This is a genomic window from Halocatena marina, assembly GCF_023276375.1.
GTDB classification, from domain to species: Archaea; Halobacteriota; Halobacteria; order Halobacteriales; family Haloarculaceae; genus Halocatena; species Halocatena marina.
In genome coordinates, this window is the sequence record NZ_JALLPK010000001.1 from 1,125,863 (window position 1) to 1,138,830 (window position 12,968).

Sequence of the window (12,968 nt, forward strand, 5' to 3'; positions counted from 1 at the left end):
GATCTGTCCCTGCCGGCGCAAATAATCTGTTATTGCGTTTCGACAGCCTCGCTACTAGCAATCAATTATAGCGAAGTGTACGGTACTATTGGTGAGCAATTGGCGTCATGGGCAGTCATTCGGGAGGAACGCTTCGGGAGAACAGCCCCGTTCGGTAGCTTTCTCGAAAAAGTGGACGGCTGCTACCACGTCGGCGACGGTGTGAACACTTTCCGTGGGCGAACACGGCTCACTCAGCTCTCGGTGCCGAATCATCTCGTCAATTTGTTGACTGGCGAGTGTGTGAACAACGTGTTGGGCATCAGCAATCGCAGTCGAAGCAATCGGATGCACATGGTTCGAGCGACACATATCGTATAGATCGACAGCGGTCCCAATGGGAAGCGGACTACCAGTTTCGGTCACCACGATGACTCGTGACGGCGAGACTTCTTCCAGTTGGACGTACTTTGCTCGCACGTCGTAGATCCACTGGCCCTCTCCTTCGAGACCGTACTCACGACACCCTTCAAGTGCGTTCGTAGGATTCGTCCGCTCATCAGTTGGCGGTGCGTTCTGTCCGTTGGATGATGTTGTGTGGTGTATCATGGGTGGGTGGTTGATACGGTAGTTGTGCTCTCGTTCGCCAGTTCAACGGTGAATGAACGGGAAGAGTGAGCAATCCACGGATGATATGAGACATCGAAATCGGTCGAAGTCCGTGTCGCACCGTGGCGAACGAGAGATTGATAGATCATACAGTCGAAAGACATCAGAAGAGCGGCTAACTCGACATCACAGCAACATGCCACATCAATAACGTCGAAATCAGCTTCGGCGCGTTCGTCGGCATAGACAGTCGGAGAAATCAGTGATTCGTTGGGGAAACAATGTCGGACAAGTGAGGCCATCTCGTAAGCCTCAGGCCGGATTTCGTTCGTGCTAGCCGACTTCCCACTACCGACCGCGTCGTGGCCGACTGCGATTGTCCGAGCGTTGGTTGACATCTCTTGTGTCTCAGTTGTGTTGTGATCGGAGCGATTCGGTGGTCTCCCAATCGATCTCGTTGTCGTCGGTTATCTCGACGCCATATGCTTCGCGAGCGGCTTCTTGTGAGACGTATCCGTCGACGACATCGTCACAGACTTGTTCGGGGGAACGGTCGTACGGGTCTCCGTATCCGCCACCGCCCCCGGTTCTGTTCGAGATGATCTCTCCCGGCATGAACGTCCCACGGAACATTCCAGCGTATTTTTCACTACCAATATCAGTGTAGAGATCGTCGTTGTCGACCAGAATGTCGATCCGCTCCTTCCACGATTCGTCATCTGTGTTTGGATCGAGAACGACGACGTTTTTCGCGCCAGGCTTGCCGCCCTGTAATCCCCAGTTATCTGTCCGGGTCTTCTGAATAATCGAGAGCGCACCAACTGGTTCAGTGATCTCATAGTCCCGTCGGATACCGAAGCCACCGCGATACTCACCAGGTCCGGCGGAGTCCTCACGGACCGAGAGCTGGTTGAACCGGATCGGCGCTTTGTTCTCGAAGACTTCTACTGGGATGTTTTGCACCATCGACTGACTGATGTGCATCAACGCGTTCCCTCCATCGTGATCAGCGCTGGCGCCCCTGCCAACGCCCTCATTGTTGGCTTCGACGAACTGACGGCCTGTCTCTGGATCCTCACCGAAGAGCATGATGTCACAGATATCCCCGCCAGATGCTGCTGGAACAGCTTCGGGGAGTGCTTTCGAGAGTGCCTCATACACGACATCGATAGCGATGATAGCGGTCCAGATAGTGAACGTCGGCACTGGATAACTAGCATTGAAGATGTTATCCTCGTCCATGACGACCGAAATTGGTTCGTACTGCCCCGCGTTGGAGTCCTCCCCAGGGGTAGTAACTGTCTTAAAGCAGAGTTTGGCGACGCTTTCGGTCATTCCTGGTGGAATATTGAGTGGTTCGTCGACCGTTCCCGACGATCCGGTAAAGTCGACGGTGAAATCCTCGCCGTCGATTTCGACGGTCGCGTGGAGTTTGATTGGTTCCTTGCGGTCCGGAGCCGTCCCATCGGCGTAACCGGTCGCACTCCAACGACCGTCAGGAAGATCTGCGACCGCCTTCCGGGCGGTCCGTTCACCGTGATCGAGAATGCGATCGATAGCGGTCTCAATCGTGGCTGAGCCGTATTTGTCATAAAGTTCACAGAGTCGCTCCTTGCCGGTCCGCACCGCAGCGATCTGTGCGTTCAGATCACCGATGACCTTATCGGGTATTCGAGAGTTGAATCGGATGATATCGAGAATTTCCTCATCTGGCTGACCGCCCTTGTACACCTTCGTCCCTGGGAAAATGATTCCTTCCTGATGTATATCCTCTGAGTCGAGGACGTATCCTGAATCCTTTGCACCGAGATCGAGCCAGTGAGCGCGACAAGTCGTGTAACCGATGAGCTCGTCGTCGTAGAAAACGGGAGCGAACAGCAGAACATCGAGGGTATGCGTTCCGCTCCAATATGGATAGTTCATGATGAGAACATCTCCTGGCTCGAAGTTTTCCTCCCCAACGTATTCGACGGCTTTCTCGATGCCGTAGTCGTTCGCACCGAGGAAGAGAGCCAGCCCCGGTGAATCCGCGATGAGATTGAGATCGCGGTCGTAGATCGAAATACCGAAATCCAAGATTTCGTAGACGATGGTATTGTAGGCGGTTCGAACGAGTGTTCGCTGCATTTCGGTCGCTGCCGAGGTCAAGTAGTTCCGAATGACCTCAATTGTCGCTGCGTCAATATCGGTGGCGGTGTTCATGCGTCTCCCCCTGTGATAAGAATATGACCGTAGTCGTCGATCGTTGCCTGCTGATCTGAGTGGAAAACCGTCGTTGTCGTTGCTTCCGTGATGATTGCCGGGCCAGATATTTCGTCGTTTGGTGCGAGCTGTTCGCGTCGGTACACGTCGAACTGCTCGTAGCTGTCCACAGCAAAGCAGTATGCCTCTCTGGTAGTTTCGGGTTCGAGCGGTGCACCCCGTGGCTCTTTCTGTTCGAGCTCGGGATTGTCACTCTCTCCAATCGCACGAACGCGAAGGTGTACTGCTTCGACGGGATCATCCATCGTGTGCCCATATCGCGTCTTATGATCTCGCTTGAAGCGGTCTGCAAGCGTATCGATCGAATCGATTCCCGCTGCCTCGACCTCAACGGTGTGCTCTTGACCGAAGTACCGCATCTCGATGGAACGTTCATACCGCTGGTCACCTGGCGCGATACCCTCATTTTCGATGGTCTCCCGAGCGTCGGCTTCTAGTTTCCTGAAGGACGTCTCTAACGTATTGAGATCGACATCGTCGAGAACGGTGATATGTGTCTGTGAGAAGTCATAGACGATATCGGCCATCAGCATCCCCCACGCAGAGAAGACAGACGGTGCCTGCGGGACGATGACTTCGTTGAGACCCATCTCACGCCCCAACAGCGGGACAAATAGTGGACCGGCACCGCCGTAGGCAACGGTCGAAAAGTCGCGTGGATCAAGCCCTTTCTCGACGGTAATCTCACGAATCGTACCGATCGTGTTGGCGAGCGTGACATCAAGGACGCCTTTGCTCACAGCATCGACACTAGAATCGAGTGGATCAGCAAGCTCGCGCTGGAGCCCATCGATTGCGCCGTCGTAGTCGAGTTCCATGTCGCCACCGAGAAACGCATCGGGATCGATATAATGGAGCGCGAGCGCAGCGTCGGTGACCGTTGGTTGTTCGCCACCTTTGCCATAACAGATTGGGCCGGGATCGGCACCCGCGGACTGTGGACCGACTTTCAGGAGGGAGCCGTCGAGCCACGCGATGGAACCACCCCCAGCACCGATGGTCCGGATATCGTAGACAGGAATCATCATGGGCTGGTGTTCGAGTGAAGCAGTGTACTCCACGACCGGAGAGCCTCCTTCGATAACACAGGCGTCGAGGCTTGTTCCACCCATGTCGACAGTGATGAGATCCTCACGACCGAGAACTTCGCCGACGTTGGATGCGCCAATGAGTCCGCCGGCGGGTCCCGAGAGAATGGTATGAACCGGAGCTGTCGTCGCGCTATCAGCTGTGAATGTCCCTCCCCCAGAACGAGTCACGAAGAACGATCCATCGAACCCTCGCTCTCCCAGCGCACCAGCGAGCTTCTCGACGTACGATCCGAAGATAGGTTTGATATATGCGTCGAGAACGGCAGTGCTCGTCCGTTCGTACTCTCGGTACTCACCGGTGATATCGCTCGATACCGAAACGCTGACCGCTGGGAAAGTTTCACGGATCAGTTCGGCTGCCCGTACTTCATGATCGTCATTCTGATATGAGTGTAAGAAACACACGGCGATCGCTTCGATCCCGTGGTCGGTAACGAGTTCATCTGCTGCTTGGATAACAGCGCTTTCATCGAGTTCATCGATAACGTCACCATCGGCGTTGAGGCGACCAGGGACCTCCTTGCACCGCCGTCGAGGTACGAGAGATTCGGGCTTCTCGTAGTTGATGTCGTACATTGCCGACCGTTCGAGATTGGTGCGGCCGATTTCGTAGACGTCTCTAAATCCGGTGTTCGTAATGATCCCTGTTCGAGCACCCTTGCGTTCAAGTACGGCGTTGAGTCCGAGTGTTGTTCCGTGGACGAACGCCGTTGTATTCTCCAAGCTGGCGTCCACTCTCTCACTTGAATTCAGTACACCCTGCGTCGGATCGGTTGGTGTTGTAGCTGCTTTTTCTATGTTAATATTGCCTGACTCGCGGTCGAACGTGATGGCATCGACAAAGGTACCACCGATGTCGACCGCGAGCCAGTCTGATGTGGGAGAATTTGTCATGTGATTATGTAGGAACAGGGGGGTAATTATACCTTATGCTGCCTTTCGACTTTTCGTTCATGGTAGGATTCGAAATGAACATTAGAGAGGGTATCGACGCACGATATAGATATTCCTTCAAACGATAGGGAGACATGATCCACAACATTTATTGGTCATTAATGTGCAATGTTATACTATGACAAATGAAAACATCAAGATCGACAGAAGAAATGTCTTAAAATATGCCGGCGCGGTTGGAACAGTTGGTTTGCTTGCTGGTTGCATCGGCAACCAAAAGCAAGGAGAAAATACCACGACAGATGGGGGAAATGAGCAAGGAGACACTAGCTTCACCTACGTTACAACCCTGACGCCTGGTTCTCTCGATCCGATGAAAGGATCAGACAATCTTGAGACGATCTTCACTCACAATCTCTATGATCCACTTCTCTACTATAGCAATTCGACACCCCCAAAACTCAAATCGTGGCTCGCAAAGGACTGGTCGGTCGCTGACGACGATCGGACGTACACGCTCAACCTTCAGGAAAATGCCACGTTCCACAATGGCGATTCTGTGACAGCCGAGGACGTGAAGTACTCCGTCCAACGCATGCACGACATCAAACAAGGATTCTCGTGGATGTGGTCTGATATTCTCAAGCCACAGAACGTGACAGCGGTTGATGAGACAACCGTGGAGATGAAAACCTCGAAGGTGTTTGCCCCGTTCCCATACACACTTCCGTTTCTCTTCGTCGTCAATAAAAATCAGATACAACAACACGCCAAAGACAGCGGAAAGTTTGGCACGAATGGTGATTACGCCACTTCGTGGTTGGAAAACAACGATGCAGGGAGCGGCCCATACAAACTCACCAACCGGAAGCGAAAGCAGCAGGTCGTCCTCAAAAAGAACAGCGACTGGTGGGGTTCGTTCGCTGACGGCAACGTCTATGAGACAGTAACGACTGAAATGGTCGAAGAGGCCGCAACGGTCGCTGGGAAGGTGAAAGATGGATCTGCTGATATGTCTGATCGGTGGCTGTCACTCAAGCAGTATTCGTCGCTCGGCAATGTCGATGGCGTAACTGTCCACGCGAAAGCAACGTTCAACCCGCTCTATATATTCATGCACAACCAGCGTGAACCGCTGTCGGATAAGAACGTTCGAAAGGCAATCTCGTACGCGCTCGACTACAATGCGGTACTCAACGATGTCATGAGCGGAGAGTCAGACCACCTCGTTGGTCCGCTTCCTGATGCGATGTGGGGCCACACTGCTGATCTACCGAAATACAAGCACAACTTCGAGACGGCACGAAAGCACCTCGATAAATCCAATTTCTCCGCTGGAGATATCGACCTCACCTACACATACGTCACTGGTCTTTCTGTTGAGAAGAACGTCGGACTGCTCCTCCAGAAAAACCTGGACAAGATTGGAATCAATCTCGAGATCCAGAAAGCTCCGTGGTCGAAAATCACATCGATGGCGAGCAAAAAGAGCTCGACACCGGATATGCTTGCTATCTACCTCTCATTCAGTTACGTAGACCCGGATACGTTTCTCTACCCAGCATGGCACAGCAACTCTCACGGCTCGTGGACTAGTGCCTCGTGGTATGAAAATAAAAAGGTCGATCAACTCCTCACCAAAGGACGTCAGACGACGGGGAAGAAAAATCGGATTCCGATTTACAAAAACGCACAGCGACTCATCGCGGAGGACGCACCGGCTCTGTTTGTGATGAATAAGGCGACGCGCAATGCTCTCAAGAAAGACGTTCAGGGCTTCAACGACAACGGCATCGCCGGTTACAGGCAGACGTACCACTGGTTCACTAAATCGTAACTACTACATGGAATATCGAGATTATTTGCTGCGTCGTGCCCTCTCGACGATCCCGATGTTCGTCGGGCTGTCAGTGCTCATTTTCACGCTCGCGCGGGTCATCCCGGGCAAGCCTGCACGGTTGGCGTTGGGGGCGCGAGCCACTGACGAGGCCGTCAGACAGCTCCGTCAACAGATGGGACTCAACGAGCCGATTTGGATCCAGTATTTCGACTACATGGGAGGGATGCTTCACGGTGACTTCGGTCAGTCGCTTGTGACCAACCGGAACGTTGCGACTGACATTGTCCGGTTCTTTCCGGCAACGTTCGAGCTAACGACGGTTGCGATGGGTATTGCGATCGTGTTTGGCGTCCCGCTCGGCGTCATCGCCGGTCAGAACAAGGACTTGACTGAGGACAATCTTAGTCGTCTCATCTCGTTTTTCAACGTCTCACTGCCTCCGTTCTGGGCGGGGATCTTGCTCCAACTCGTCTTTGCGTTCTCTCTCGGGTGGCTCCCGGCAACGGGTCGCCTCGGTGATATCGAATACGTTCCAGTTCAAGTGACTGGCCTCTTGTTAGTCGACAGCGTATTGGCATTGAATTTCGAGACGTTCGCCAGTGCGTTGCGACACCTGCTGCTTCCAGCGATCACGCTTTCGCTCGCACCGATGGCTGACATCGCACGGATGACTCGCTCGAACTTCATCGAAGAGTTCCAGCAAGACTACGTAGAGGGACTCAGGACCCACGGCATCCCCGAGCGACTCATCGCGTATAAGTACGTTCTCCGAACGTCGTTCGCATCGACACTGACGATCATCGGACTCGATTACGGATTTCTACTCGGCTCCGGATTCGTCGTCGAAATCGTGTTTTCGTGGCCAGGATTAGCGTCGTACGGCGTGACGGCCATCCTCGAAAAAGATATCAACGCTATCGTCGGCGTTACCCTCGTTATTGGCGCTGCGTTTCTCACGATCAATCTTCTTGTCGATGTCCTGTACGGTGTCTTTGACCCGCGTGTCTGGCACAGTGGTGAAAGCGAATGAACAACGAACAATCGACACAGTCAGTTGCGTCTCAGCGTGAGCGTCTTGGCCGGATCGCCTACCGATTTCGACAGAATCCGTTGTCGGTGCTCGGTCTTGCCATCATCATCGCCCTCGTGCTCGTCGCAGTATTCGCTCCTGTAATCGCACCGTCTCCCCGAGATGCGGGCTATCAGGGTCATCCGGAGGTTCACTTCTCTGAAAAGTATCAATCACCGAGTCTCGAATATCTGTTTGGGACAGATGGGGCAGGACGGGACATCTTCTCTCGTACCATCTTTGGCCTGCGTCTGTCACTTTGGATTGGTGTCGTCGTACTCACACTCGCTGTCCTCGTTGGCGTACCAGTCGGACTCATTGCAGGCTACGTCGGTGGTATTCCCGGAGCGGCCCTAATGCGTATCACCGATGTGTTTCTGTCGGTGCCGCCGCTCGTCCTCGCACTCGGGGTGAGTGTCGCCTTGAAAGCGAATCTCACAAACGCCATGATTGCCATCGCTGCTGTTTGGTGGCCGTGGTATGCACGCCTCACGTACGGTGAAGTCGTCGCAATCAAAACAGAAGAGTTCGTGGAAGCGAGTCGCGGTATCGGTGCCAGCTCATTCCGGACGATCTTCCGCGAGATACTCCCGAATGTTATCGCACCAATCACCGTGAAAATCAGCCTCGACATGGGGTATGCAATTCTCGTGGCTGCCGCGCTTGGCTTCATTGGCTTGGGTGCTCAGCCTCCGACACCGGAGTTAGGAACCATGGTCAGTCAGGGCCGTAACAATCTGCCAGAGGTGTGGTGGCACTCGACGTTCCCAGGCTTGGCCATTTTCGTCACTGTCCTCGGGTTCAACTTCCTCGGTGATGGGCTTCGAGACATGTTCGATGTGGAGGTACAGTAATGACCGATCCTGTCTTGAAAGTCGAGGATCTTCGCGTGCAGTTCGACGACTACGAGGGAACCCATCACGTATTAGATGGTGTCGATATCACCGTTAACGAGAACGAGACTGTCGCGCTCGTCGGCGAATCTGGCTGTGGAAAAAGCGTCACCGCAAAGGCAATCATGGGAACACTACCGACCCCGCCAGGCGAGATCGTTGACGGGAGCATCTATTATCGAGGTACTGATCTGTTGCAGGATGGAGCCGCTAAACGTACCAAGCGTCAGGAGATGAGTATGATCTTCCAGAATCCGATGACCTACCTTAGTCCAGTCTACACCGTTGGGTCGATGATGGCGGATGTTGCGACTTACAGCGACCGTGACAGCGTCTCGTGGTGGGAGATCTTCCGGAATATTCTGGGTCAGCGTCGTGCTGATGGAGAGCTTCGAGAACGCTGTATCGACCTATTCGAACAGCTCCAAATCTCGGATCCAGAAGGGATCCTCGACATGTATCCGGTTGAGCTGTCGGGTGGGATGCGCCAACGCGTCATTATCGCGCTCGCGCTCATCAATGACCCACAATTCCTCATCGCCGACGAGCCGACGACTGCACTCGACGTGACCGTGCAAGATCAGATACTGACGCTTCTCAAAGAGCGGATCCAAGCGCGGAATCTTTCGATGCTGTACATCACACACAACCTCGGCGTGGCCCGTGAGATTGCCGACCGGGTGTACATCATGTACGCAGGCGAGATAGCGGAAGTCGCAGACACTGACGAACTGTTCGAAGCCCCATTGCATCCGTACTCGCAGGGATTGCTCGACAGCATTCCGAAGCTCACAGGTTTCGAGAGCACCGGAATCGAGGGACAGATTCCGGATTACACGGACCCACCGGACGGTTGTCGGTTCCATCCACGCTGTCCCTTCTCTCTGCCGGGGACCTGTGATACCGGTGATCTCTCAGCCCGCGAAATCGGTGACAACCGCACTGTCGCTTGTCATCTCTACGACGACGGGATGGCTGTCGAGGAAGCCGTGGCTGTCACTGCGTCTGAAGATGATGGATTCGTATCGGAGGTGAGTAACGATGACTGACAGTCAGCAGGGTGGTTCGGCTGGTACGACGGAACAATCAACCAGCAGGAGCGCGAGTGATTCGCTCCTGACGGTCCGGAATCTGAAAAAGCACTACCCAGTCAGGAGTGGCCTGTTCAATCGGATTCAACAGCACGTGAAGGCCGTCGACGGCGTCAGCTTCGATATCGAACGTGGCGAAACGTTCGCCGTCGTTGGCGAATCTGGCTGTGGAAAGACAACGCTTGGAAAGACCCTAGCACGACTTTACTCGCCGACAGAGGGCGAGATCAGGTTTGACGGACAGGATATCGCGTCCTTGAGCGAACGACAGCTCAAATCAGTCCGGCGAAACATTCAGGTCGTCTATCAGGACCCGTCGTCTTCGCTCAATCCACGACGGCGCATCGAGGACATCATCGCCGAGCCACTCGTTGTCCACGAGGTTGGGACGAAAGACGAACGCAAAAAACGAGTTGCAGAGCTGTTGCGACGCGTCGATCTCCCAGTCGAGTTCAAGCACCGCTATCCAAGCGCGCTTTCGGGAGGGCAGAAACAGCGCGTAGCAGTCGCCCGCGCGGTGGCTCTCGAACCGAAGTTCATCGTTCTCGACGAGCCGACAAGCGCGCTCGATGTCAGCGTTCAGGCAAAGATCATCTCACTGTTGGACGAACTCCAAACGGAGTTGGAACTGACGTATCTGATCATCAGCCACGATCTAAGTTTGGTGAAGAACATCGCTGACCGCATCGGCGTCATGTACCTCGGCCAGCTCATGGAGGTCGCGGATAGCGAAAAACTCTTCAAGAATCCACTGAACCCGTACACTGAAAAACTCCTTTCCGCGATTCCGACGGTCTACGAAACTGAGGAAGCGCTCAAACCCCCAACGGTTGACATCGAGGGTGAAACTCCGAATCCTGCAAACCCACCAAGTGGATGTCCGTTCCACCCGCGGTGTCACAGACAATTCGAGCCGTGTGATGAGATACATCCAGATCTGATCGAAGCTGACGACGAGCACGCAGTCCGGTGTCTCTTATACCCAAGCGAAAAGGATGTTGAAGTCCGGAATCAGCTCCCGTCCGATACGGAACTCGCGGATATCCGTACCGACTGATGCACCACCAATAATGTTTTTGAAACTATTTCTTTCTGTCAGTATTGATGCGAATAGTTCCAATACCGTCTGGTGATGTCGTGTTACTGAGACTGGGCCTCGTCTAACTGTTGTACACAGTCGACTATGAACCGTCGTTGGCGTCGGATGGGTCTTCACTCTCGTCGTCTCCGAAGCTATCGAGCTGTTTATTCCACGCTTTGAAGGTCTTCGTCACCGGTGTTGTTTCGTAGGAGGCGATGATTGACGATTCTTGGAGTTCTTCTCGGAGATAGCTTTTGAGATCGCTCAAAGAGACGTGTGAAACGCGGACAAGCAAGTCGAATTTGCCCATGTACTCATCAATCTCGTAGATTAGTTCTTCATCCATCAAATAACTGATAAATGATTGGATTTCACTGTGGCTTGCCTCTGGCGTGAACTCGACACGAACATCCGCATGAGCTAGTTCGGCCTCCTGTAGCACAATGACGGAGATGATATCGATGATACCTTTGTCTTGTAGCTTTTTTCGACGACGGCGGGCCGCAGTTCGTGAGAGTCCGACGCGCTTTCCAAGTTCTGTATCGGACATACGACCATCATCGTTAAGCGCCTTATAGATCCGATAATCAGTCTCGTCAATATCACGCTTCAATATGTGTTGGGCCTTCGTATCCTTCACCCATGTGGAACTGTCGTCAGTGCCCTCACTTTCGTCCATGGACCGTACTCAAACGGGAGTACAATATCTCTTTGCGTTTTCGGCGCGATTGATGACGTTCTGAATGGATGTCTATACGAATTGAGTAGCAATCTCACGTATCCGCTACTAAATTGAGAAGTGAACAAACGAAACGGAGGTGCGCCTATTTCACCTCAATCCACTTTTGAGCGTTTCTAACTCTGTGATTCGGGCTCTTGAACAGAAATTTGACGGGATTGTGTCTGTTCTGATCTGTTCAATGAGCGGGCGTTTCGGCGGAGACGTTTCACAGTTCCGTTCTCGGACGAGATACGATTGTAACGAGAACAGAAGCGATGCGCTGCTGTGCACACTTTCTCTGAGAGGATTTCACGAACCGAATTTGAACCACCGATAACTGTGTGACGTCGATTCTCTCATAAGATTGAAATCATCCACTGGATAGTAGTTATCTTTCAAATTATCCCAGAAGATACCATTATAGACGAGTTACTCTACGATCTCTGTTGATCGTCTCTCGACCGCTCAATCGTTGTAGAAATCAATGCAAACTGATATTAGGTTCGACGGCCTGTCCTAATCATATCTGAAGGACATAAATTGTGAGTTCCTGCTATCATATGTTGGGGATGCTGTTTCCAACTATCAGCACGTTATGGGTAAAAGATCCTTTCACGAACGTTCTTCTCACAGGCTTTCAAATTCGATAGCCATCCGTTGAAGCTGTTCTACACGCCGCCTTTGGATTGGTTTCATCTGTGAGTGGTGAATTCATCATCGAACGATACGACACCGTCCGATAGTTCTTGATACGTATAATACATATACTGAAGTATTCTCGAATAAATTATCTGTATTACTCGAATGGCGTTTCGGGTGACTGCTCAATTAACGATTCAATGCGTTCCTGTAATGGTTCAGATAAGTCCATTCCAAGGAGCTCACTGACACGGGACCAACGACCAAGACTGTGATCATCTGTTCCTATCTCTTCGTAGAGCTGCTCATCGACTATCATTGGACGACAACCATCAGCCGCAGACGAAAATTCGAGCACTGTGACATCGTTTTGTTCGGGAGCTGTGATGCTCACAACGTCGTCCGAAACAGCCACTGACAACTGAACCAAAGCTTCTTCGTACCCATACGTCGGCTCCTCGATAGACGTAATCGCACAATCAGAACAGCGAACAACATCAATCTCCCACTCCTCGTCTTCGTGGTACCCATCGAGTTCTGGGTCAATGATACGAATGCACTCGAACAACACCGGACCGTCGATCGAAACCGATGCAGGAGAGTCGTGATAATCACAAAGCAAGCTGTCTTCTTGACCGAGTGTTTCACTGTGGAGATCTCTTCGGAGCCCCCAGATGACCGGATCAGTCATGAGAGTGTGAACTGATGGCAGACAGTTAAGGTATCTGATCCCTCTCTCTTGGATTATACGTTTCCATTAAAGACCGAAATCAATCAGAAAATGATACTCGTTCAACTC

General features: G+C 52.7%; 11 protein-coding genes. 5 read left to right on the forward strand and 6 right to left on the reverse strand.

The window, feature by feature from the left end; all coding sequences use genetic code 11:
• Positions 1 to 105: 105 nt before the first annotated feature.
• From MW898_RS05235 to MW898_RS05250, 4 genes are read right to left on the reverse strand one after another with little or no spacing between them, the layout of a single operon-like run.
• The gene (locus MW898_RS05235; protein ID WP_248905214.1) at positions 106 to 588 is read right to left on the reverse strand and encodes a hypothetical protein; all 483 of its coding nucleotides are present in this window, start codon (positions 586 to 588) and stop codon (positions 106 to 108) included.
• Positions 585 to 986, reverse strand: coding sequence for a hypothetical protein (locus MW898_RS05240; RefSeq protein WP_248905216.1), 402 nt, complete (start codon positions 984 to 986; stop codon positions 585 to 587). Before MW898_RS05240 ends, MW898_RS05235 begins: the two co-directional genes overlap by 4 nt.
• A 10-nt stretch (positions 987 to 996) precedes the next feature.
• Complete coding sequence (locus tag MW898_RS05245) at positions 997 to 2,790, reverse strand: hydantoinase B/oxoprolinase family protein (RefSeq protein WP_248905219.1); 1,794 nt, start codon at positions 2,788 to 2,790, stop codon at positions 997 to 999.
• Positions 2,787 to 4,835 (reverse strand): hydantoinase/oxoprolinase family protein, encoded by a 2,049-nt coding sequence (locus MW898_RS05250; protein WP_248905221.1) that lies wholly within the window; start codon positions 4,833 to 4,835, stop codon positions 2,787 to 2,789. Before MW898_RS05250 ends, MW898_RS05245 begins: the two co-directional genes overlap by 4 nt.
• A 178-nt stretch (positions 4,836 to 5,013) precedes the next feature.
• On the opposite strand from MW898_RS05250, the gene MW898_RS05255 reads away from it, so the two are divergent.
• Genes MW898_RS05255 through MW898_RS05275 form a run of 5 tightly spaced genes read left to right on the forward strand, consistent with a single transcriptional unit; the run spans position 5,014 to position 10,785 of the window.
• Complete coding sequence (locus tag MW898_RS05255) at positions 5,014 to 6,672, forward strand: ABC transporter substrate-binding protein (RefSeq protein WP_248905224.1); 1,659 nt, start codon at positions 5,014 to 5,016, stop codon at positions 6,670 to 6,672.
• Between the two features lie 7 nt (positions 6,673 to 6,679).
• Entirely contained in the window at positions 6,680 to 7,705 is a 1,026-nt protein-coding gene (locus MW898_RS05260) for an ABC transporter permease (RefSeq protein WP_248905226.1), read from the forward strand.
• Positions 7,702 to 8,598 (forward strand): ABC transporter permease, encoded by an 897-nt coding sequence (locus MW898_RS05265; protein ID WP_248905229.1) that lies wholly within the window; start codon positions 7,702 to 7,704, stop codon positions 8,596 to 8,598. The genes MW898_RS05260 and MW898_RS05265 overlap by 4 nt, the downstream gene beginning before the upstream one ends.
• Positions 8,598 to 9,686: an ABC transporter ATP-binding protein gene (locus MW898_RS05270; RefSeq protein WP_248905231.1), complete on the forward strand. Its 1,089-nt coding sequence runs from the start codon at positions 8,598 to 8,600 to the stop codon at positions 9,684 to 9,686. The genes MW898_RS05265 and MW898_RS05270 overlap by 1 nt, the downstream gene beginning before the upstream one ends.
• The gene (locus tag MW898_RS05275) at positions 9,679 to 10,785 is read left to right on the forward strand and encodes an ABC transporter ATP-binding protein (RefSeq protein ID WP_248905234.1); all 1,107 of its coding nucleotides are present in this window, start codon (positions 9,679 to 9,681) and stop codon (positions 10,783 to 10,785) included. The genes MW898_RS05270 and MW898_RS05275 overlap by 8 nt, the downstream gene beginning before the upstream one ends.
• Before the next feature lie 124 nt (positions 10,786 to 10,909).
• Here MW898_RS05275 and MW898_RS05280 read toward each other — a convergent pair whose 3' ends face one another.
• Positions 10,910 to 11,488, reverse strand: a complete 579-nt coding sequence (locus MW898_RS05280) for an Lrp/AsnC family transcriptional regulator (RefSeq protein WP_248905236.1) — start codon at positions 11,486 to 11,488, stop codon at positions 10,910 to 10,912.
• 838 nt (positions 11,489 to 12,326) lie between these two features.
• Positions 12,327 to 12,860, reverse strand: coding sequence for a hypothetical protein (locus MW898_RS05285; protein WP_248905238.1), 534 nt, complete (start codon positions 12,858 to 12,860; stop codon positions 12,327 to 12,329).
• Positions 12,861 to 12,968 lie beyond the last annotated feature (108 nt).

Coding starts and splice junctions, on each gene's coding strand:
- MW898_RS05285 (WP_248905238.1), bottom strand. CDS start 12,860: ATGACTGATCCGGTCATCTGGGGGCTCCGAAGAGATCTCCACAGTGAA.
- MW898_RS05280 (WP_248905236.1), bottom strand. CDS start 11,488: ATGGACGAAAGTGAGGGCACTGACGACAGTTCCACATGGGTGAAGGAT.
- MW898_RS05265 (WP_248905229.1), top strand. CDS start 7,702: ATGAACAACGAACAATCGACACAGTCAGTTGCGTCTCAGCGTGAGCGT.
- MW898_RS05275 (WP_248905234.1), top strand. CDS start 9,679: ATGACTGACAGTCAGCAGGGTGGTTCGGCTGGTACGACGGAACAATCA.
- MW898_RS05235 (WP_248905214.1), bottom strand. CDS start 588: ATGATACACCACACAACATCATCCAACGGACAGAACGCACCGCCAACT.
- MW898_RS05250 (WP_248905221.1), bottom strand. CDS start 4,835: ATGACAAATTCTCCCACATCAGACTGGCTCGCGGTCGACATCGGTGGT.
- MW898_RS05260 (WP_248905226.1), top strand. CDS start 6,680: ATGGAATATCGAGATTATTTGCTGCGTCGTGCCCTCTCGACGATCCCG.
- MW898_RS05240 (WP_248905216.1), bottom strand. CDS start 986: ATGTCAACCAACGCTCGGACAATCGCAGTCGGCCACGACGCGGTCGGT.
- MW898_RS05245 (WP_248905219.1), bottom strand. CDS start 2,790: ATGAACACCGCCACCGATATTGACGCAGCGACAATTGAGGTCATTCGG.
- MW898_RS05255 (WP_248905224.1), top strand. CDS start 5,014: ATGACAAATGAAAACATCAAGATCGACAGAAGAAATGTCTTAAAATAT.
- MW898_RS05270 (WP_248905231.1), top strand. CDS start 8,598: ATGACCGATCCTGTCTTGAAAGTCGAGGATCTTCGCGTGCAGTTCGAC.